This window comes from Anaerococcus sp. HMSC068A02, assembly GCF_001811125.1.
Lineage (GTDB): Bacteria > Bacillota > Clostridia > Tissierellales > Peptoniphilaceae > Anaerococcus > Anaerococcus vaginalis_C.
Genome location: NZ_KV803761.1, coordinates 63,806 through 82,689 on the forward strand (window position 1 = coordinate 63,806; position 18,884 = coordinate 82,689).

At 30.2% G+C, this 18,884-nt stretch carries 21 protein-coding genes; 12 read left to right on the forward strand and 9 right to left on the reverse strand.

The window, feature by feature from the left end; all coding sequences use genetic code 11:
* Nucleotides 1–83 precede the first annotated feature (83 nt).
* Genes HMPREF2782_RS05685 through rbsB form a run of 6 tightly spaced genes read left to right on the forward strand, consistent with a single transcriptional unit; the run spans nucleotide 84 to nucleotide 5,735 of the window.
* Nucleotides 84–1,073, forward strand: coding sequence for a LacI family DNA-binding transcriptional regulator (locus HMPREF2782_RS05685; protein WP_070641468.1), 990 nt, complete (start codon nucleotides 84–86; stop codon nucleotides 1,071–1,073).
* On the forward strand, nucleotides 1,073–1,966 hold the full coding sequence (locus HMPREF2782_RS05690) for a ribokinase (protein WP_070641470.1): 894 nt from the start codon (nucleotides 1,073–1,075) through the stop codon (nucleotides 1,964–1,966). Before HMPREF2782_RS05685 ends, HMPREF2782_RS05690 begins: the two co-directional genes overlap by 1 nt.
* The gene (rbsD, locus tag HMPREF2782_RS05695) at nucleotides 1,963–2,355 is read left to right on the forward strand and encodes a D-ribose pyranase (protein ID WP_004839714.1); all 393 of its coding nucleotides are present in this window, start codon (nucleotides 1,963–1,965) and stop codon (nucleotides 2,353–2,355) included. Before HMPREF2782_RS05690 ends, rbsD begins: the two co-directional genes overlap by 4 nt.
* Nucleotides 2,356–2,364: 9 nt before the next feature.
* Nucleotides 2,365–3,846 (forward strand): sugar ABC transporter ATP-binding protein, encoded by a 1,482-nt coding sequence (locus HMPREF2782_RS05700; RefSeq protein ID WP_070641471.1) that lies wholly within the window; start codon nucleotides 2,365–2,367, stop codon nucleotides 3,844–3,846.
* On the forward strand, nucleotides 3,843–4,787 hold the full coding sequence (locus tag HMPREF2782_RS05705) for an ABC transporter permease (RefSeq protein ID WP_004839717.1): 945 nt from the start codon (nucleotides 3,843–3,845) through the stop codon (nucleotides 4,785–4,787). The genes HMPREF2782_RS05700 and HMPREF2782_RS05705 overlap by 4 nt, the downstream gene beginning before the upstream one ends.
* Nucleotides 4,788–4,796: 9 nt before the next feature.
* A complete protein-coding gene (gene rbsB / locus HMPREF2782_RS05710) occupies nucleotides 4,797–5,735 on the forward strand; it encodes a ribose ABC transporter substrate-binding protein RbsB (RefSeq protein ID WP_070641473.1) in 939 nt (312 codons plus the stop codon).
* Nucleotides 5,736–5,907: 172 nt separating this feature from the next.
* Here rbsB and HMPREF2782_RS05715 read toward each other — a convergent pair whose 3' ends face one another.
* From HMPREF2782_RS05715 to gnd, 6 genes are read right to left on the reverse strand one after another with little or no spacing between them, the layout of a single operon-like run.
* Nucleotides 5,908–6,351, reverse strand: a complete 444-nt coding sequence (locus HMPREF2782_RS05715) for a PTS sugar transporter subunit IIA (protein ID WP_019119000.1) — start codon at nucleotides 6,349–6,351, stop codon at nucleotides 5,908–5,910.
* A gap of 38 nt (nucleotides 6,352–6,389) precedes the next feature.
* On the reverse strand, nucleotides 6,390–6,893 hold the full coding sequence (locus HMPREF2782_RS05720) for a PTS sugar transporter subunit IIB (RefSeq protein WP_019118999.1): 504 nt from the start codon (nucleotides 6,891–6,893) through the stop codon (nucleotides 6,390–6,392).
* Between the two features lies 1 nt (nucleotide 6,894).
* The gene (locus HMPREF2782_RS05725; protein ID WP_019118998.1) at nucleotides 6,895–7,749 is read right to left on the reverse strand and encodes a PTS system mannose/fructose/sorbose family transporter subunit IID; all 855 of its coding nucleotides are present in this window, start codon (nucleotides 7,747–7,749) and stop codon (nucleotides 6,895–6,897) included.
* Nucleotides 7,750–7,763: 14 nt separating this feature from the next.
* Complete coding sequence (locus HMPREF2782_RS05730) at nucleotides 7,764–8,597, reverse strand: PTS mannose/fructose/sorbose/N-acetylgalactosamine transporter subunit IIC (RefSeq protein WP_070641475.1); 834 nt, start codon at nucleotides 8,595–8,597, stop codon at nucleotides 7,764–7,766.
* 28 nt (nucleotides 8,598–8,625) lie between these two features.
* Nucleotides 8,626–9,615 (reverse strand): D-isomer specific 2-hydroxyacid dehydrogenase family protein, encoded by a 990-nt coding sequence (locus HMPREF2782_RS05735; RefSeq protein ID WP_070641478.1) that lies wholly within the window; start codon nucleotides 9,613–9,615, stop codon nucleotides 8,626–8,628.
* A 1-nt stretch (nucleotide 9,616) separates the two neighbouring features.
* Entirely contained in the window at nucleotides 9,617–10,522 is a 906-nt protein-coding gene (gnd, locus tag HMPREF2782_RS05740) for a phosphogluconate dehydrogenase (NAD(+)-dependent, decarboxylating) (protein WP_070641479.1), read from the reverse strand.
* Between the two features lie 218 nt (nucleotides 10,523–10,740).
* Between gnd and HMPREF2782_RS05745 the strand changes: the two genes are divergently transcribed.
* On the forward strand, nucleotides 10,741–11,598 hold the full coding sequence (locus tag HMPREF2782_RS05745) for a MurR/RpiR family transcriptional regulator (protein WP_019118994.1): 858 nt from the start codon (nucleotides 10,741–10,743) through the stop codon (nucleotides 11,596–11,598).
* 38 nt (nucleotides 11,599–11,636) lie between these two features.
* Here the strand turns inward: HMPREF2782_RS05745 and HMPREF2782_RS05750 are convergent, their stop codons facing one another.
* Together HMPREF2782_RS05750 and HMPREF2782_RS05755 are read right to left on the reverse strand one after the other, a co-directional pair.
* On the reverse strand, nucleotides 11,637–12,380 hold the full coding sequence (locus tag HMPREF2782_RS05750; protein ID WP_070641481.1) for an SDR family NAD(P)-dependent oxidoreductase: 744 nt from the start codon (nucleotides 12,378–12,380) through the stop codon (nucleotides 11,637–11,639).
* On the reverse strand, nucleotides 12,380–13,822 hold the full coding sequence (locus tag HMPREF2782_RS05755) for a nicotinate phosphoribosyltransferase (RefSeq protein ID WP_070641482.1): 1,443 nt from the start codon (nucleotides 13,820–13,822) through the stop codon (nucleotides 12,380–12,382). Before HMPREF2782_RS05755 ends, HMPREF2782_RS05750 begins: the two co-directional genes overlap by 1 nt.
* A gap of 112 nt (nucleotides 13,823–13,934) precedes the next feature.
* Between HMPREF2782_RS05755 and HMPREF2782_RS05760 the strand changes: the two genes are divergently transcribed.
* From HMPREF2782_RS05760 to sdaAA, 3 genes are read left to right on the forward strand one after another with little or no spacing between them, the layout of a single operon-like run.
* A complete protein-coding gene (locus tag HMPREF2782_RS05760; RefSeq protein ID WP_070641485.1) occupies nucleotides 13,935–14,582 on the forward strand; it encodes an HAD family hydrolase in 648 nt (215 codons plus the stop codon).
* A complete protein-coding gene (gene sdaAB, locus HMPREF2782_RS05765; RefSeq protein ID WP_070641487.1) occupies nucleotides 14,582–15,238 on the forward strand; it encodes an L-serine ammonia-lyase, iron-sulfur-dependent subunit beta in 657 nt (218 codons plus the stop codon). The genes HMPREF2782_RS05760 and sdaAB overlap by 1 nt, the downstream gene beginning before the upstream one ends.
* A 3-nt stretch (nucleotides 15,239–15,241) precedes the next feature.
* On the forward strand, nucleotides 15,242–16,123 hold the full coding sequence (sdaAA, locus tag HMPREF2782_RS05770; protein ID WP_070641489.1) for an L-serine ammonia-lyase, iron-sulfur-dependent, subunit alpha: 882 nt from the start codon (nucleotides 15,242–15,244) through the stop codon (nucleotides 16,121–16,123).
* 63 nt (nucleotides 16,124–16,186) lie between these two features.
* Here sdaAA and HMPREF2782_RS05775 read toward each other — a convergent pair whose 3' ends face one another.
* Entirely contained in the window at nucleotides 16,187–16,561 is a 375-nt protein-coding gene (locus HMPREF2782_RS05775) for an SdpI family protein (RefSeq protein WP_070641491.1), read from the reverse strand.
* A 145-nt stretch (nucleotides 16,562–16,706) separates the two neighbouring features.
* Here HMPREF2782_RS05775 and HMPREF2782_RS05780 point away from each other — a divergent pair, with 145 nt between their 5' ends.
* Together HMPREF2782_RS05780 and HMPREF2782_RS05785 are read left to right on the forward strand one after the other, a co-directional pair.
* Complete coding sequence (locus HMPREF2782_RS05780; protein ID WP_070641493.1) at nucleotides 16,707–17,864, forward strand: glycosyltransferase; 1,158 nt, start codon at nucleotides 16,707–16,709, stop codon at nucleotides 17,862–17,864.
* Nucleotides 17,845–18,852 carry an LTA glycolipid anchor biosynthesis glycosyltransferase, IagA/BgsA family gene (locus HMPREF2782_RS05785; protein WP_070605688.1) on the forward strand — a complete coding sequence of 336 codons (1,008 nt, stop codon included), beginning with the start codon at nucleotides 17,845–17,847 and terminating at the stop codon, nucleotides 18,850–18,852. The genes HMPREF2782_RS05780 and HMPREF2782_RS05785 overlap by 20 nt, the downstream gene beginning before the upstream one ends.
* The last annotated feature ends 32 nt before the right edge of the window (nucleotides 18,853–18,884 follow it).

Consider the following 18,884-nt stretch of genomic DNA (forward strand, 5'->3'; position numbering starts at 1 on the left):
TTTATATTTTGAAAAAAATCTATTGACAAAGATATGAGAAAAGAATATATTGTAATTAATTAAAACGTTTTAATGAGGTTGATATGGCAAATATTAAAGATGTAGCAAAACTTGCTGGAGTATCTATTACTACAGTTTCTATGGTTTTGAATAATACTAACAACAAAATATCGGATGCAACTAGAAAAAAAGTAATTAAAGCGGCAAATACTCTTAGTTATAATCCAAATAATTTTGCCAAAGCTCTTGCTAGTAAAAAAAGCAATGTGATTATGGCGCTTATACCGGATATTTCCAATCCATTTTTTTCTTTGTTAGTTAAAAATCTTACTTATTATGCAGAAAAATATTCTTATTTTTTGTATATTCACAACACTAACAATAAAAATATTAAAAAGAGAGAATATATTAATATGATCACTAGCAATGTTATTGGCGCAACTTTATTAGTTGATAGAAATATGAAAAATTTGGACGATGAACTTGTGAAAGAAAATAATATTATTTTTCTAGATGAAGTTGATTTTGATGATAGAAAAACTCACATAGTTACTGGTAATAATGAAAAAGGTGGATTTTTGGGCATGCAATATTTAATTGATAGAGGATTTAAAAATATTGGGCTTTTAATAGGTCCAAGGTCTACTGCAAATTCTTCAAGAAGATTATCTGGTGCCATAAAAGCTGCTATGAATAATGATATTTATATTGATTCTTCAAATATAATTCATGGGGATTATTCTTATGAAGGTGGTTACAAGGCTGGAAAAATTTTTTTAGAAAAAAAAGTTGATGCTATTTTTTCTTTTGCTGATATGTCTTCATACGGACTTTTGAAATATTTTGATGAAAACAAAATAAAAGTTCCAAGAGATATTTCTTTGATAAGTTATGATAATTTATTTTTAAATAATTTGATTAGTCCCAAATTAACATCAATTGACCAAAATTTGGAAATGATAGCAAAATCTTCTATTGAAATGGCGGATGATTTGATAAATGGAAGAAAAAATAATAAAAAAGTTATGGTAGAGCCTTTTGTGGCTTGTGGAGAAAGTGTAGGTAAAAAATAATGAAAATACTAAATTTTGGTTCTTTAAATATTGATATATTTTTTAGAGTAGAAAATATTGTAAAGCCAGGAGAAACTATAAGTGCAAAAAGCATTGAAAAAAGACCAGGTGGAAAGGGACTTAATCAATCTGTTGCTCTTAGCAAAAGTTTTGAAAATGTATATCACGCAGGAAGCGTAGGAGATGATGGTATTTTTCTTGTTGATTATTTAAAAAGTGAGAATATAAATACAAAGTATATAAAAAAATCTGACAAATTAACTGGAAATGCAATTATCCAAGTAGATGATAAGGGAGAAAATTCCATAGTTCTCTACAAGGGAGCAAATTTTGATAATGACAAAAATTTTATAGATGAAGTTTTGGATAATTTTGATAAAGATGACATTTTGCTTTTGCAAAATGAAATAAGCTCTATGAAATATTTGATAGATAAGGCCTATGAAAAGGGAATGAAAATAGTTTTAAATCCCTCTCCAATAACAGATGAGATAAAAGAATTTGATTTTAATAAAATAGATTTGCTTTTGGTAAATGAAATAGAGGCAAAGAATATAGCAAATAAAAATAGTGTGGATAAGAGCATTGATTATTTTACAACAACTTATAAAAATATAAATTTGATTGTAACTGTTGGAAGTAAAGGATCAATTTTTGTAAATAAAAATGAAAAAATTAAACAAGAAGGAATAAAAGTTGAATCTGTTGACAGCACAGGAGCCGGAGATACTTTTACAGGATTTTTCGTATCATATTTTTATCAAGGAAAAAGTGTAAGAGATTCTTTGAAATTTGCAAGCCTAGCGTCAGCTCTTTCTGTAACAAAAAGCGGGGCTAGCATATCTATTCCAAGCCTTTGTGATGTAAAAGAATTTGAAAGGAAGAATGTATGAAAGAAAAAGGAATATTAAATAGCGAAATTTCAAAAAGACTTTCTGATTTGGGACACACAGACCTAATAGCTGTTGGAGATTGTGGTCTTCCAATTGATTCTGACAAAAAGATTGACTTAGCACTTAAACTTGGCGAACCTAAGTTTATAGATGTTTTAGAAATTCTGCTTAGTGATTTTGGTTGCGAATATTATTATTTGGCAAAAGAAATCAAAGAAAAAAATCCAAGTCAAGAAGAAAATATTAAAAAACTTTTGCCAGATATTGAATGCGAATATATATCTCATGAAGAATTTAAGAAAAAATTAAAAGACGTTAAATTTGTTATAAGGACTGGAGAAAATACACCTTATTCAAATATAATTTTAAGGTCAAAGAATATCTTTTAGGAGGATTTTATGAAAATTGAAATGAAAGATATTTACAAGTCTTTTGGGAAAAATAATGTTTTAAAAGGAGTGGATTTTACCTTAAATGATGGAGAAATTCATGCTTTGGTAGGAGAAAATGGAGCAGGAAAATCTACTTTGATGAATATTTTGTCAGGAGTTTTATCTAAAGATAAGGGAGAAATTTTAATTGATGGCAAAGAAGTTGATATAAGCGATACAAATGTTGCCAAAAAATATGGTATAAGTTTTATCCACCAAGAATTATCTGACTGGCCAGAGCTTACTGTTATGGATAATATCTTTATGAATAATGAAATAAAAAATGGAATTTTTCTTGATAAGGCAAAAATGAGAAAAAAATGTATAGAACTTCTTGAAAGATTTGATTTAGATATAAATCCAAAAACAAAAGTTTCTGAACTTTCAGTTGGACAAAGACAGATGATGGAAATAGCAAAGGCTAACTTAAATAAAGTAAATGTTCTAATTCTTGATGAGCCAACATCTGCACTTACAAATAATGAAATTGACAAATTATTTAAGCTAATAAAAAGACTAAGAGATAAAAATGTTTCTATGATATATATTTCTCATAGAATGGAAGAAATTTTTTCATTAACTAATAAGATTACAGTAATGAGAGATGGAAAATCCGTATCAGTAATGGATACTAATAAGACTGATGAAAGAGAAGTTGTTTCTTATATGGTAGGTCGTGATATTGGAGATTTTTATCCTGAAATGGATGCTGAAATTTCTGATGTAAAGATAGAGCTTAAAAATTTTAATAGAGAAGGATTTTTTAAAGATATAAATATAAAAGCAAAAAAAGGAGAAGTCCTTGGTATTTCTGGGCTTATGGGAGCAGGAAGAACAGAGATTATGAGATCAGTATTTGGACTTGATCCTAAAGATAGTGGAGAAGTATTTATAGATGGTAAAAAAATAGAAATAAAAAATCCAGCAGATGCAATAAAAAATAAAATTGGCTTTGTAACAGAAAATAGGCAAGAAGAAGGATTGATTCTTGATGAATCAATTAGAGAAAATATTTCTCTGTTAAATTTTGACAAATTTTCAAAAAATTCTTTTATAGATAAAGCAAAAGAAAAAAATCTTTCAGATAATTTGGTAGATAGTTTTAAAGTTAAGACCCAATCATCAGAAAGCAAAATTAGCGATTTATCTGGAGGCAATCAACAAAAAGTAGTTTTTGCAAAATGGTATGCGATTGGTCCAGAAATATTAATCCTTGATGAGCCAACCAAGGGCGTTGATGTAGGGGCAAAAAGAGAAATTTATGATTTAATAAAAGACCTTACTAAAAAGGCGGTTTCAATCATACTTATATCAAGCGATTTGCCAGAGCTTATAAGTTTATCAAATAGAATTTATGTAATTCATGAAGGAAAAATACAAGGAGAACTTTTAAAGAAAGATGCTAGCCAAGAAAAAATAATGACCCTTGCAACAGGAGGAAGGTTATGAGTAATATAAAAAATCGATTTAAAGAAAATCAAAATTTAGGAACAATAGTTGCCTTGCTTATTTTGATATGTTTTGTGAGCGTACTTAATCCAGCATTTTTGCAAGTTAGCAACTTGTTAAATTTGATGCGCCAATTAATCATAAATGGTTTTGTGGCATTAGGAATGACTTTTGTAATTTTAACTGGAGGAATTGATCTTTCAGTTGGTTCAACTCTTGCACTAAGCTCAGCAATTTTTGCAGGGCTTTTGCAAAATGGAACAAATACAATTCTTGCTATACTTGTAGCTATTTTATTAGCTATTATTTTGGGGCTAATAAATGGTTTGTTGATTACAAAAGGAAAACTTGCACCATTTATAGTAACACTTGCAACCATGACAATATTTAGAGGACTTACTTTAGTTTTTATGGACGGTAGACCAATAGCAGGACCTAGAGATGACTTTGCTTTCCAATTTTTAGGAAAAGGACAAGTTTTAGGAATTCCTTTCCAAGTTATTTTATTTATAATTGTTTATATAATACTTTGGATGATTTTAAATAAAACTTCTTATGGTAGAAAAATATTTGCCGTTGGAGGAAATGAAAAAGCAAGTTTTATTTCAGGAATTAATATAGCAAAATCAAAAACATTTGTATATGTGATAAGTGCCTTGATGGCAGTTATATCTGGTCTTGTACTTACATCAAGATTAAATTCTGCTCAACCAACAGCAGGTTCAGCCTATGAAATGGATGCTATAGCAGCAGTAGTTTTGGGTGGAACAAGTATGACAGGTGGAAGTGGATCATTAACAGGAACATTAATAGGAATTTTAATTTTAGGAGTCCTTAATAACGGACTAAATTTATTGGGAGTTTCAAGTTTCTATCAACAAATAGTAAAAGGAATTGTAATATTAATAGCAGTTCTAATAGACAGAAAGAGAAATAAATAGGAGAAAAATATGAAAAAATTTAGAAGAATATTGGCAGTTTTAGCTATAGCTATGTTTACATTCACAGCTTGTAGCGTCGAAGGACAAGATAAAAATGATAATGCATCTAGTAATGCAAAAGAAGAAACAAAAGCCAAAGATGGCGAATATAAAATTGGAGTTTCTTTATCAACTTTAAACAATCCATTTTTCGTATCAATAAGAGAAGGCGTTGAAGAGGCAGCAAAAGATGCAAACGCAAAAACAATTATAACAGATGCACAAAATGATTCTTCAACACAAAACAACCAAGTAGAAGATCTTATTACACAAAAAGTTGACTTGATTATAATTAATCCAGTAGATTCAACAGCAATTTCAACATCAGTAAAAAAAGCTAACGAAGCAAATATACCTGTAATATGCGTTGATAGAAATTCTGATGAGGGAGAAATTGTAAGTTTAATAGCAAGTAATAACGTAGAAGGTGGTAAGCTTGCGGGCGAATTTATTCTTGAAAAAATTGGAGAAAATGCAGAAGTTATTCAATTAGAAGGAATTCCTGGAGCAAGCTCTACTCGTGAAAGAGGAGAAGGATTTAAAAAAGCTACAGATGGAAAAATAAGTCTATTAGCAAGCCAAACTGCAAACTTTGATAGAGCAGAAGGAATGACAGTAATGGAAAATTTACTTCAAGCTCAACCAGATGTAAAAGCAGTATTTTGTCAAAATGATGAAATGGCATTGGGAGCAATAGAAGCAATAAAAGCTAGCGGAAAAGATATTGTTGTAGTTGGATTTGATGGAAATGAAGACGCAATAAATGCTGTAAAAGAAGGCTCAATGTCAGCAACAGTTGCTCAAAAACCAAAAGAAATGGGAAAAATCGCTCTAGAAACAGCAATTAAATATCTAAAAGGTGAAAAAGTAGAAGAAAAAGTAGACTCACCACTAGAATTAATCAAATAAATCAAATTCCCAATAATAAGCCTAAAATTAATTACTAACTATCAGAAAATATTAAATTAAAATACCAAGGTTAAACATATTAGCCTTGGTATTTTTAAATCTAATTTTAAAATAAAAAAAATCGTGCTAGGGATATTTTCTAGCACGATTTGTAAGGGAAAAAAATTTTTATCTAAAAATCATCATCTTCATCTGGGTTTTCTATTTGTATTTTTTCATATTTCCATTCTAAGACTTCTTGTTTTGTGATTTCTAGGATATTTTTTACAACTTGGTCTATGTTTTCTTCTAAGACTTGGCCATTTATTGCTTGAATTAGCATTTGGAAATTTAAATTTCCTATTAATGATATTTTTTCATTATTTTCTAATTTTGATATGGCAATTTGGCTTTGGGTGTAAGGGGATGCTGAAATTAGATCTGTAAATACAATTACTCCATCGCCTTTGTCTAAATTTATTATTTTTTCTTTTATTTTTTCGTTGAAATTATTTATGTCATCTTCTGGATATAAACCTAGATAATCTATGTTTTCTGCTTGCCCAAAAATAATTTCTGCTGAACTTTTAAATCCTTGTGCAAGCTTTCCGTGACTTACAATTAGTATTCCTATCATTTTTTATCCTTTCTTAATTTAAGGGGAGCTTAAATGATTTATAAATCAAAATTTTTCAAAACTTCGTCTAAACTTGATTTTGGTGCTGATGGGGTTGCTTGAAAATAAATATTGTCTATTTTATAATCTTCTCTTAACTCTTTTAATTTTTTTGCATCTTCTTTGTTAAGATAAACTGATTTTGTAACTAACAAATCATTTTCGTCTTTTTTTGCTATTCCTCCAACGTTTAATTCGCAAACTTCAACGCCGTGTTTGATTAATTTATAAAATACATCTATGCTTTTTGCAACTAGGATACAATTATAATCTTTAAATTTGTATTTGTCCCAATAGTAGAAAGCCCTTTGCTCATTTAGAACTATTGTTTTCTTTCCTGTTCTATTTCCAGCACTTTTGTATAAATCTTTCATAAAAGTTTCGTTGTAAACGACATCATCTACTACAAAAATTGAATTTACTCCGTCTTTTTGCGATAGGGTAATCATTACTTGTCCGTGAATTAATCTTTCGTCAACTCTACCTAATACTACTTTTCCCATTTTATAATATTCCTATTCCTGCTAATACTGCTAAAATTATTGTTAAGCCTAATAAAGCTTGAGTAACTTTTAAACCTTTTTTCAAATAAAAAACATATACGCCAAGAACTGTTACTAATGGCAAAGCTCCTGGTAATACTTTATCTAAAAGCTCTTGGAAAACAAATTCTTTTCCTGAGATTGTAAATTTTAATGCTGAGCTTACTTTTACATAATTTGCTGCCAAAATTCCCATCATAAAAAGTCCTAAAGCTGATAAAATATTTATTGCGTTTTGAACTCCTGTGCTTTTTAATAAACTTGATGCGTTTTTACCTAAAACAAATCCTTGTTTTGCAAAAAATCTTCCTATAAAAACTTGGTATAAGGAAAATCCTACGAATGGAAACAAAGCTCCCATTGGGGATCCTGCTTGTGCCCAAGAAATTGCTATTGCTATAAAAATATATTGGATTGTTCCTGAATCAATTGCATCGCCGATTCCTGCAAGAGCTCCCATTAGTCCTGCTTTTGTATTATACATCAAATCATCGGTCATTGTTATTTCTTCGTTGTTATATTCTTGAAGGGCTCTTTCTTGTTCCATTGATGACATAAGACCTGTGATTATTCCACCGCCCCAAGTAAGTTGTGTGTTGAAGAATAACAATTGTCTTTTGTAAGCTTTTTTCAAATCTTCTTTATTTTTATATAATTTTTTCAAAACTGGCATCATTGCATATAAGAGGGAAGGTGCCAAATATCTTTCAAAAGTGTGAGGAATTTCGTTTGCGAAATGCCATCTTAAATATGCTTTTCTAACATCTTTTAGCTCTAATTCTTCTGGAGCCATTTCGTCTTTTTTTATATCTTGCATTTTAAAACCTCCTACTAAAAGTCATCTTCTTCTTCAAATGTCATTTCACGTTGGCTTGAAGTTTCTGTTTTTACTTCTTTGTCTTCTTTGGCTTGATTTTTATTTCCTACTGCCAAAATTGAAATTATTGTTCCTAAAATTGCATAAACTAACATATTTACATTCATATCTTTTAAAATTACGCTTAAAAAATATGCTAATAGGAAAAATAATAAATAATCTTTTCTACCTATTACATAAATTGTTGTTGCAATACCGATTGCTGCAAGTCCTCCCCCGACTACATCAAGTATGTGTAAAAATACTGTTCCTTCAAGTTTTGCTACAACATCAGCGATTACTGGTGCGCCAAAATATAAAGCTACAAAGATTAATGGAACAAATAAAACAAAAGATGCTATAGTTGGATATGTTATTATTGATCTTTTGATTGCTTTTTCATCCATTTTTTCAATTGCGACGTCAGTTTTTTTGCCTATAAAGGTATTTAGGAAAAATCTAAATTGGTAAAGATAAGATCCTAAAAATCCAACTGGAACGGCAATGGCAATTGATGCTTCTGGTGTCAAATTTCCTAATAGGGCAACCGGAACTGCTATTGCAGCTGCAACTGCTGGTTCTGATGGCATTGAGCCACCTGGAGAAAATACTCCCATATATATTAATTGCAAACTTGCAGTTACTATCATTGCATCAGCAATTCTTCCCATAACAATTCCTACAACAAGGCCTGTCATTAATGGCGAAAATCTTAATGTTAAAGATGCGCCACCCAATAGCCAACGTGACATAACGCCTGCAACCCACAAAGCTATTAATAAACTTTTTGCTACAGATAAGGTCTCCATTTTTTCCTCCTAAATTTTTTAAAAATTTTTATTCCACAAAGGGACTTTCTTTTTGCACACATCTTTTTGGAAGTTTTTTATTGTGCACATTATAAACATCATTTACACAACTTTCTCCCATTGCATACAAACATTCTTTTGTGTAGGCTGATGTGTGAGGTGTGATTATTACATTATCAAATTGCAAGTAGGGATGATTACTTCTTGCAGGCTCAACTTCCATAACGTCTGTTGCAAGAGCTTTTACTTTTTTATTTTTTAAAGCATCAACCATATCTTTTTCGTCAATTAGAGCGCCTCTTGCGGTATTTGATATATAAACTCCATTTTTCATTTTTGATATTGTATTTTTATTTATCATGTGATAATTTTCTTTGGTTAAATTTGCGCATAAACAAATAACATCAGATTTTTTCAAAAGTGTTTCAAAATCAACTTTTTCTACGCCGAATTGTTCTAGCTCTAATTTGTCTTTGTAAGGGTCATAGCCTAATACTCTACATTGAAAACCTTCTCTAAGTGTTCTTGCAACTTGGCTTCCAGTATTCCCAACGCCGATTACGCCAACAATTTTGTGGTAGAGAGAATTTCCTACAAAATTTGCTCTCATTTCCCACTTATCATCTCTTACTTTTTTGGAAGAATTTATAGTCATTCTCATCAAAGCCAATAGATTTGTAATATTATTTTCTGCAACTGAATCTCTTTCTACCAAAGAAGGAACAATAGAAACAATTACTCCTTTTTCTTTTGCACAAGTTAAATCTACATTGTTGTAGCCAATTCCATGCCTTGAGATAAGTCTTAAATCATCTACATTTTCAAAAAATTCTTTATCAAAAAATGGTGTAACGCTCGCTATTATATATTGGTAGCCTTTTAGCATTTGACCTAGAGATTTTCCATCTATATTTTGGTCGACTTCAAAGCGATCTACTTGTCCAATTTTTTCTAGGTTTTTTATATGGTCTGGAAAAATTTTTCCAAAACTACTAGAATTTACAATAGCAATTTTCATTTTATTTATCCTTTTTTACAAGATCATGACCGCCAAAACCATTTCTTAGTTGAGCAACAACTTTATTAGAAAAATTATCATCTACATCAATTTTACTTGTATTTCTTACAAACAAAGAATTAGAAATAACTGGAACAGGAACGTCAAGTCTTAGTGCTTCTTCAACTGTCCATTTACATTCTCCATTTGCATTTATAACGCCGGAATGAGAATCAAGTTTTGGATCTTTGGCAAAGCCTTCTTGGGCAAGTTCAATTAGCCAAGACCTAATTACAGATCCGTGATTCCAAACTTTTGAAACATCTTCGTAATCATAATCAAATTCGCTAGCTTCCAAAACGGCAAAGCCTTCGCCGATAGCTTGCATCATTCCATATTCAATTCCATTGTGAATCATTTTTAAATAATGACCAGAACCAGCACGTCCTGTATATAAAAGTCCATCTTCACAAGAAATTGCTTCAAAAAAATCTTTTACTTGATCGTAATATTTTTTTTCTCCTCCAACCATAAGACAAGCACCGTTTCTAGCGCCGCTCATTCCGCCAGAAGTTCCACAATCAAGAAAACCAATATTTTTTTCCTTTAAAATTTCGTAATGCTCTAAAGTTTTTTTGTAATTAGTATTTCCAGTATCAATTACAATGTCGTCTTTATTAAGTTTTTCTTTTAAAAGAAAAATCATGTCATCAGTGATTTTTCCTGCAGGCAAACTCAATAAAATAAATTTTACATCATCTAATTTTTCTATAAGCTCATCGATAGAATTTGCGATTTTAAAATCTTTGCTTGCTTTTTTTCTTACATTTTCATCTACATCATAGCCAATTACTTCAAAATTATTGTCGATGGCATTTAAGGCTATGTTGTAACCCATTTTTCCAAGTCCCAAAAAACCTATTTTCATATAAACTCCTTTCTTTTTTTGATAACCTTTTCAAATAATTTAAAAAAATATTTTTAAAAAATTGTAAGGCTATCTGTAGTTCATTATTTAAGTAAATTATACGAAAAAAATTTTTACTTGTCAAACAGTAAAAAAACAAAAAAATTTTGCAATCAAAAATTTCTATTCATTTTTACAAATTTATGTATAATATTAGTAAGAATAGATTGGAGGATGTTTTGAACCGATATTTAGAAAGAATTATTTTGTCTAAAAAAAGTACCTTTACAAAAACGGAAAATTTTTATGCAGAATATTTTTTAAAATTAGATGATGAAATATTAAATAAAACTATATCAAATGTTGCTGAAGAAACAGAAAGCTCCACAGCGTCAATTTTTAAATTTATAAAAAAACTTGGCTTTAAAGGCTACAAAGATTTTCAATTAAACTTAGCTACAAATATAAATAAAAATTCTGACGATTCGCTACTTACAGCTATAACAAGTGTAAATGAAAATGACAGCCCTGATGAAATAGCCAACAAAATTATGGCGTTTAATATCCAATCAATGTATACGCTAAAAGAAGATATTAAAAATATTCCATTTGAATCTTGTTTGAATTTGATAAAAAAATCCAAAAAAATTCACTTTTTTGGCATGGGAGGCTCAGCAACCATAGCTTACGATTCATATCATAAATTTTTGAGAACAAAATATATGGTAAATTATATTTCGGATTCTCACATGCAACTAAGTGCTTGCACAAAGATGGACGAAAACGACTGTATTTTTGTATTTTCACATTCAGGAAGAACGCTAGAGGTAATAGAAGTTTCAAAAGTTGCAAAAAAAAATAAGGCAAAAATTATTGCCCTTACAGGAAATCCAAAATCTGAAATGGTAAAAATCTCAGACGAGGCTATGATTTTGCCATCAATAGAATCCGAACACGGAACAGAATCCTTAAATGCAAGAATTCTTTACCTAACAGTTATGGATATACTTTTAATATCTTTGATGTATGATAACGTCGAAGAAAATAAAAAATACATGAAAAAAAGATTGGATGCACTAAAAGTTACAAAAAAATAGAAGGCATACTTGCCTTCTTTTTAATTTGAAATAAAAAATTAATATATAGAAAGTTTTTTCTCAATCCACATTATAAAAGAGTGGGGGAAAATTTTTGAAATTATTAATAAAATTTTTGCGCTTGGATGGGTAGTTATTAGGTCTTTTTTGCCCATTTTTTTTATGGCTTTTTCTACCATTTTTTCTAGATTTTCATTTCCCAAATTTTTTATTCCGCCCGAATTATTGTTTGATTTTTTTAAAAATTCTGTTTCGACCCTGTTTGGGCATAAAACTGAAATTTTTATATCTTTAAATTCCCTTCTTATTGCCCTTGAAAATGACAAAACATAAGACTTACTTGCGGCATAAAGGGCAAATTTTGCCTGTGGAATAAAGGCTGCTGATGAGGCAATATTTAAAATTACTCCGTCTTTCTGGAAAAAATCTAGAGAAATTTTTGTCATTGCTGTGAGAGCTTTTATATTTAAGTCCAAAGTTTTCATATCATTATCAAAACTTGTGTTTTTAAAATAATCATTTTCTCCCATGCCTGCAGAATTTATCAAAAGTCCTATTTTTTTGTTTGAAATTTCTAATTCTTTTTTTAAAGCTTCAAAAGATTTTTCTTCACACAAATCAAGGGCAAAAATCCTTGCCCTTGTTTGTAGTTTTTTTGATAAATCATGAAGTCTTTCAGTTCTTCTTGCGATTAGCCAAATTTCTTCATAATTTTTTTTATCAATTTGCCTTGCAAATTCATAGCCTATGCCTGAACTTGCTCCTGTAATTATGGCTATCATTATTTGCTCATAGCCTTCATTATTAGATTTTGTTTTAAATTCCACAAATCGTGAGAAAGGTCGACGTAATAGTTGTGAGGTTGGTCAAATCTTTTTACCTCATCCCACAAGGATTTCACTTCTGACTTGCAATATTCGTTTATTTCTTCAATTTTTGGAGATTCATAAACTTTTTTTCCATTTTCAAAAATTGGAATTTGCATTTTTCGAATTTCATAATTTTCCATTCTTTTCATCTTCCATGTAAAGTGTGGATCAAAAATTACAAGTGGTTTAGTTTCATCGACTTTTTCTTCTTTTAAAGTTATATAATCAGCTTCTGCCTTGCCAGTTTTTTTGTCGTACAATCTGTAAACTTCTTTAAGCCCTGGTGTTGTAATTTTTTCTACATTTTCTGATACTTTTATTTTTGCAGTCTTGCCTTTTTCATCTTCAATTTCAACGAGTTTATAAACTCCACCAAAAACTGGATCGGATTTTGCAGTGATTAATCTTTCTCCGATTCCAAATGAATCAATTTCTGCGCCTTGTTGGAGTAGAGATTCTATTTTGTATTCGTCAAGTGAATTGCTTGCAACAATTTTTGCATCCTTGTAGCCATTTTCGTCCAAAATTTTTCTACATTCTTTTGAAAGATAGGCAAGATCGCCAGAATCAATTCTTACACCGCCAGTAAGTCCCAAAGGCTCTAAAACTTCTTTGAAAATTTTCATAGCATTTGGCAGGCCTTGTTTTAAAACATCGTAAGTGTCAATTAACAAAATGCAGTTATCTGGATATAATTTTGCATAAGCCAAAAACGCCTCATATTCGCTATCAAATGATTGAACCCAAGAGTGAGCCATAGTTCCGCCAGCAGGATAAGCATACATTTGACTTGAAAGAGTGTTTGATGTGATTGGAGCTCCAGCTATAAAAGCAGACCTTGCTCCTTTTACAGAAGCGTCAGGGCCTTGAGCGCGTCTTGCACCAAATTCCATTACAGTTCTTCCCTTTGCAGCTCTTACAATTCTATTTGTTTTTGTAGCAACAAGGGAGCCGTAATTTAAAGATAAAAGCAAATAAGTTTCTAAAATTTGTGCTTCAATTATTGGAGCTCTTACAGTCACAATTGGTTCAGATGGAAACATTGCAGATCCTTCTGGAAATGCCCAAATATCTCCTGTGAATTTAAAATTTTTCAAATAAGTTAAAAATTCTTCCGAAAATTTTGTATTTTTTCTAAAATATTCAATGTCTGCTTCATCAAAATGAATATTTTCTACATAATCAATAATATCATCTAAGCCAGAAAAAATTGAAAATCCTCCGCCGTCAGGATTTTTTCTGTAAAATGCATCAAAAACTGCAATCGTATCTTTCATTCCACTTTCAAAATATCCATAAGCCATAGTAAATTCATAAAAATCACTGAGCATAGATAAATTTCTTCTTGTTTGCATATTTTCCTTCCTTATTATTTTTTCGTTTCACATATTGTTTTTATTATACCACTAATGAGTGGTATAGTAATAATAGTTTGGCACAAATTGGCAAACAAAAGGAGATACATAAATGTATATTTTTGATATAGATGGAACACTTTTAAATACGATTGATTCTATTTCATATAATATAAACCAAACTTTAAAAAATTTTTCTTTAAGTCAAGTACCAAAAGAAAAAATTGAAGAGTTTGTAGGAAATGGTCCAAGGCTTTTGATTGAAAAAACTCTTGATTATATTGGCTTTGAAAAATCTGAAAAAAGAGAAAAAATTTTAAATGCTTATAACAAAAGATATGATGATAATCCAACCTATCTTACAAAGCCTTATGATGGAATCGTAGAAGAGCTTGAAAAAATAAAAAAAATGGGCGAAATTTTGGTTGCTTTTTCCAACAAACCAGATTCCACTTGTAAGAAAGTTATAGGAGAAATTTTTGGAGAAGGCTATTTTGATTTTATTTTAGGATACAGGGAAGATGTGAAAAGAAAACCGTCGCCTGAGGGTATGTATATAATAAAAGAAAGATTTGGAGTTGACTATTCGGATATTTTTTATTTTGGAGACAGCGAAGTCGACATGGAGTGTGGAAAAAATGCTGGAGTATTTACTGTAGGATGTGCTTGGGGCTTTAGAGAAAGAAAAATTTTGGAAAATTTAAAGCCAGATCTTATAATAGATACTCCAAAAGAAATTTCAAAAATAAGGAGAGTATAATGGCAAATTTATCAGTATTTGATATTATTGGACCTGTAATGATTGGCCCATCATCATCCCATACTGCGGGAGCAAACAGAATTGCAAAAATCGCAAGAGATTTGGGCGGAGAAGGATTTACAAAAGTTGATTTTTATTTACACGGATCATTTGAAAAAACTTACCAAGGTCACGGAACAGATAGGGCTTTGGTTGGAGGAGTTTTAGGTTTTGGACCAGAAGATGAAAGATTGAGAGATTCATTTAAAATTGCGGATGAAGCAGGGATTACTTATAATTTTATTCCACAAGATATGGGGGAAGTTCATCCAAACACAGTAAAAATTGTTCTTCAATATCCAGATGGCCATGAATTTAAATTGAGAGGCTCATCAATTGGTGGCGGCAATATTATGATAAATCAAATAATGGATAATGAAGTAGAATATAATGGAAAAAATCCTACAATTATTTGCACCTATCCCGAACAAAAAGGAATGATAGCTTTTATTTCAAATGTTTTGTTTGACCACAATTATAATATAAAAAATATGAAAACTATAAACAAGGGCAACACAATTATGTTAATTGTAGAATTAGACCAAGATTTGGAAGAAGAAGTTTACAAAGAAATTGAAGCTGGCAAGAATTTTGAATTTATAAAATATTTGGGGTAATTTATGAAAACAACAATGGAATATATTAAAAATAGACTAAAAGAAGAAAACAAGGAAGTTTGGGAGCTTGCGCTTGAAGATGAGATGGAGCTAACAGGAAAATCAAGAGAAGAAGTTTTTGAATCATTACAAAAATCTCTTGATGTTATGAAAGAATCTTCACAAAAAGCTCTCGATAAAAAATTAATGTCAATGACAAAAATGACTGGTGGAAATGCAAAATCAATGAATAATTATTTTCTATCAGAAGATACAATAATGGGAGATTTGCCAACAAAGGCAATGGCAATGGCTTTTTCTACATCAGAAGTTAATGCATCAATGGGAAAAATCGTAGCAAGCCCAACAGCAGGATCTGCAGGAATTGTTCCAGCAAGTTTAATGGCAATGCGTGAAAAATATGGATATTCTGATGAAGAGTTGATAAAAGCAATTCTCGTTGCAACAGAATTTGGACAAATTATTGCTGACAATGCAACATTTGCGGGAGCTGAGGGCGGATGCCAAGCTGAGTGTGGCTCTGCAGCAGCTATGTGTGCAGCTGCAATTTGTTATTTGAGAGGTTGTGACATTGACGTGATGGAAGATGCAGCATCAATTGCACTTTTATCAATAATGGGCCTTGTGTGCGATCCAATAGGAGGAATGGTAGAATTTCCTTGCAATATTAGAAATGCATCAGGAGTTATAAATGCACTTTCTGCAGCTGATATGGCGATTGCTGGAGTAAAAGTTTTGGTAACATTTGATGAAACAGTAGACGCCTTAAAAGAAGTAGGCGATGCCCTTCCAGCAAGCCTAAGAGAAACAGGCGAAGGCGGAGTTGCAGCTTGTCCATCAGCTATAAGATTAAAAAGAAAATATATAGACAAAGAAGAAGACTAAAATTTTTAAATAAAAATCTCAAAGAAAAAAATAAAGCTATTTTACAAAAAAAGTAAAATAGCTTTATTTTTTATCATCTTCATCATCTTTTTCATCTTTTAAATTAAATTTTTTTCTCATTTGGTGTCTTAAAATTAAAAGTAAAAGGATAAAATATAGGATTGTAAAAAGAATTAGAAGGATTACGCATATATTTCTTTTTATTTTGAAATACAAAATTATTGGATAAATTATGCCAAATAAAATTATGCCGATTATTATTGAAAGATTTCCTGCAAAATTATTTCCGTATTCCCAACATTCTTTATTGTAACAAACTTCCCAAATGTGAAAGCCAACTCTCATTTTTGGATAGTCTGTGTGAAATTTTTTGAAAAATATTCCTACATAAATTGAAAAGAATAATAAAAGCACATCGCCAACTATTAAATTTCCCAAATTATCACCCTTTCTTTGAATTATTACTAGATAAAATATACCCCAATTGATATAAATTGAAAAATATTTACTTTTTGCATACAATATTAATAGACTTTATAAGTTTATAATGAAGAAATGTTAAGTTAGTTAAAGAGGTGATTCGATGAAAATTTTAATTACATCTGATTGGTACGATCCTGTCGTCAATGGTGTAGTAAGATCAATTTTAAATTTAAAATCCTATCTAGAAGATAGGGGATTTGATGTAAAAGTTTTAACCCTCTCAAATTCAACTGAAAGTTATAAAAAAGGAAATGTTTATTATATAGGAAGTCTTGGTGCAGGAAAAATTTATCCAGAGGCAAGGATTTCTGCAACTTTAAGAAATAAATTCATTAAGGAAATAAAAGATTGGAAACCAGATATTGTCCATTCACAATGCGAATTTTCTACTTTTATGATGGCGACAAAAATTGCCAAAAAAACATCTTGTCCCTTAGTTCACACCTATCATACAATTTATGAAGACTATACTCATTATTTTTCTCCATCAAAAAAGGTGGGCAAAAAAATGATTTCGGTTTTTTCAAAAGCAATTGCCGATAGGGTTGAAATGATTATTGTTCCAAGCGAAAAAACTAGAGAAATTTTAAAATCTTATGATATTGAGGATGAGAAAATAAAAATAATTCCTACTGGCATAGAAATGCCAGAAAAATTGGAAGATAAAAATAAAATTAGAGATTATTATGGATTTGATGCAAGCGATAAAATAATTCTTTATTTGGGTAGGCTTGCCGAAGAAAAAAATATTGAGGAATTAATTGATTATTACGAAAGGCTTGATATAGAAAAATTAAAATTTATTCTTGTTGGAGGCGGACCTTATTTAAAAGATTTGAAATCTTATGCAAAAAATATTGATAAAAAAATTTATTTTGCTGGCATGGTTAAGCCTTTTGAAGTAAATAATTATTATAGAATGGCAGATGCTTTTGTTTCTGCAAGTAAGTCCGAAACTCAAGGACTTACTTATTATGAGGCGATGAGCAACGGCACTCCTGCGATTTGTAGAAAAGATTACTGCCTTGATAAGGTAATAATTGATGATTTTAATGGCTACCAATATGAAAATTTTTCTGATTTTAAAAAATATTTGGAAATGATTTTTCTTGATAAAGAAAAAAAGGATAAGCTTTCTAGAAACGCAAGAAAATATGCTTTGGAAAATTTTTCTATAGATTCTTTTGGCGAAAATTGCGAAAAATTATATAAAGAAGCAATCAAAAAAGGTAGGACACATGAAAATTCTTATTTATAATGAAGATTATCAAACTGTAAAAGAATCTGGCGTTGGAAAAGCAATAGACCACCAAAAAAAGGCTTTGGATTTGGTTGGAGTTTCATATACCTTAAATCCAGATGACGATTATGATATTTGCCACATAAATACAGTTTTTCCAAAGTCTGCTTTTTTTGCAAATAAGGCGAGAAAATCTGGTAAAAAAGTTGTCTATCATGGGCATTCCACTAAGGAAGATTTTAAAAATTCTTTTGTCCTATCAAATGAACTTGCACCATTTTTCAAAAAATGGCTTATACATTGTTATAAAAAAGGAGATTTGATTTTGACTCCAACACAATATTCCAAAAATATTTTGGATTCATATAAGATTGGAAAAGAAATTAAAGTAGTATCAAACGGAGTCGACCTAGATTTTTGGAAGAAAAAAGAAAATGACAGGGAAAATTTTTACCAAAGATATAAGCTTGATAAAAATAAAAAATCAATCATTTCGGTTGGTCTATTTATAGAAAGAAAAGGAATTTTGGATTTCGTAGATCTTGCAAAAAAACTTCCCCAATACGAATTTGTATGGTTTGGAGAATTGAAATTGAGCTTAGTGCCAGAAAAAATCAAAAAAGCTGTCAAAACAGATTTAAAAAATTTACATTTTCCAGGCTATGTTAGCCAAGAATTATTGAGAGAAGCCTACTCAGGCTCAGACCTTTATATATTCCCAACATTTGAAGAAACCGAAGGAATAGTTCTACTAGAGGCCCTTGCAACAAAAGCCGACACAATAATTAGAGATATAGAAATTTATAAAAATCTCAAAGATGGAAAAGAAATTTATAAGGCAAAAGACAGGGAAGAATTTTACAAAAAAATAAAATTGATTTTGGAAGGAAAGTATCCTTCACTAAAAGAAGAAGGCTACAAGCTCGCCCAAGAAAAATCCATAGAAAATATAGGCTTGAAACTAAAAAAATATTACCAAGACCTATTAGAAAGAGAAGAAAAATGAGAAGTGTAATAAAATTTATAAGCTATACTCTA

What these genes read in the sequence shown, in the direction of transcription:
- HMPREF2782_RS05755 (WP_070641482.1), bottom strand. Translation starts at nt 13,822, where the DNA reads ATGCAAACAAGAAGAAATTTATCTATGCTCAGTGATTTTTATGAATTT.
- HMPREF2782_RS05750 (WP_070641481.1), bottom strand. Translation starts at nt 12,380, where the DNA reads ATGATAGCCATAATTACAGGAGCAAGTTCAGGCATAGGCTATGAATTT.
- HMPREF2782_RS05715 (WP_019119000.1), bottom strand. Translation starts at nt 6,351, where the DNA reads ATGATAGGAATACTAATTGTAAGTCACGGAAAGCTTGCACAAGGATTT.
- HMPREF2782_RS05720 (WP_019118999.1), bottom strand. Translation starts at nt 6,893, where the DNA reads ATGGGAAAAGTAGTATTAGGTAGAGTTGACGAAAGATTAATTCACGGA.
- rbsD (WP_004839714.1), top strand. Translation starts at nt 1,963, where the DNA reads ATGAAAGAAAAAGGAATATTAAATAGCGAAATTTCAAAAAGACTTTCT.
- sdaAA (WP_070641489.1), top strand. Translation starts at nt 15,242, where the DNA reads ATGAAAACAACAATGGAATATATTAAAAATAGACTAAAAGAAGAAAAC.
- rbsB (WP_070641473.1), top strand. Translation starts at nt 4,797, where the DNA reads ATGAAAAAATTTAGAAGAATATTGGCAGTTTTAGCTATAGCTATGTTT.
- HMPREF2782_RS05730 (WP_070641475.1), bottom strand. Translation starts at nt 8,597, where the DNA reads ATGGAGACCTTATCTGTAGCAAAAAGTTTATTAATAGCTTTGTGGGTT.
- HMPREF2782_RS05690 (WP_070641470.1), top strand. Translation starts at nt 1,073, where the DNA reads ATGAAAATACTAAATTTTGGTTCTTTAAATATTGATATATTTTTTAGA.
- HMPREF2782_RS05735 (WP_070641478.1), bottom strand. Translation starts at nt 9,615, where the DNA reads ATGAAAATTGCTATTGTAAATTCTAGTAGTTTTGGAAAAATTTTTCCA.
- HMPREF2782_RS05685 (WP_070641468.1), top strand. Translation starts at nt 84, where the DNA reads ATGGCAAATATTAAAGATGTAGCAAAACTTGCTGGAGTATCTATTACT.
- HMPREF2782_RS05785 (WP_070605688.1), top strand. Translation starts at nt 17,845, where the DNA reads ATGAAAATTCTTATTTATAATGAAGATTATCAAACTGTAAAAGAATCT.
- HMPREF2782_RS05705 (WP_004839717.1), top strand. Translation starts at nt 3,843, where the DNA reads ATGAGTAATATAAAAAATCGATTTAAAGAAAATCAAAATTTAGGAACA.
- sdaAB (WP_070641487.1), top strand. Translation starts at nt 14,582, where the DNA reads ATGGCAAATTTATCAGTATTTGATATTATTGGACCTGTAATGATTGGC.
- HMPREF2782_RS05780 (WP_070641493.1), top strand. Translation starts at nt 16,707, where the DNA reads ATGAAAATTTTAATTACATCTGATTGGTACGATCCTGTCGTCAATGGT.
- HMPREF2782_RS05760 (WP_070641485.1), top strand. Translation starts at nt 13,935, where the DNA reads ATGTATATTTTTGATATAGATGGAACACTTTTAAATACGATTGATTCT.
- HMPREF2782_RS05700 (WP_070641471.1), top strand. Translation starts at nt 2,365, where the DNA reads ATGAAAATTGAAATGAAAGATATTTACAAGTCTTTTGGGAAAAATAAT.
- HMPREF2782_RS05725 (WP_019118998.1), bottom strand. Translation starts at nt 7,749, where the DNA reads ATGCAAGATATAAAAAAAGACGAAATGGCTCCAGAAGAATTAGAGCTA.
- gnd (WP_070641479.1), bottom strand. Translation starts at nt 10,522, where the DNA reads ATGAAAATAGGTTTTTTGGGACTTGGAAAAATGGGTTACAACATAGCC.